The sequence below is a fragment of the Thermus sp. FJN-A genome, from assembly GCF_054655095.1.
The window spans coordinates 1-236 of sequence record NZ_BAAHSC010000278.1; the positions used below are offsets into that span (position 1 = coordinate 1).

The 236-nt window shown below is 75.0% G+C and carries 1 pseudogene; it reads left to right on the forward strand.

Annotation, left to right across the window (positions count from 1 at the left end):
* Nucleotides 1-236, forward strand: a pseudogene (locus ACYQ0J_RS13710) (tetratricopeptide repeat protein); the annotation flags it as partial.

Consider the following 236-nt stretch of genomic DNA (forward strand, 5'->3'; position numbering starts at 1 on the left):
GTGGTCCTGCGGGAAAGCCCCCCCGGCCTCCTCGTGGGCAGGCGGGAGGTGCCGCTGGAGGGCTCGGGGAAGGCCTTCGCGCTTCTGGCCCTGCTCCTCAAGGAGGGCCCCCTCCCCTGGCGGGAGGCGGCCCTGGCCCTCTGGGGAGAGGACGGCCCCGGGGTGAGGGAGCGGCTTCACACCACGGCCTCGAGGGCCAGGGACCTCCTGGCCAACTGGGAAGCGGTGCGGTGGGA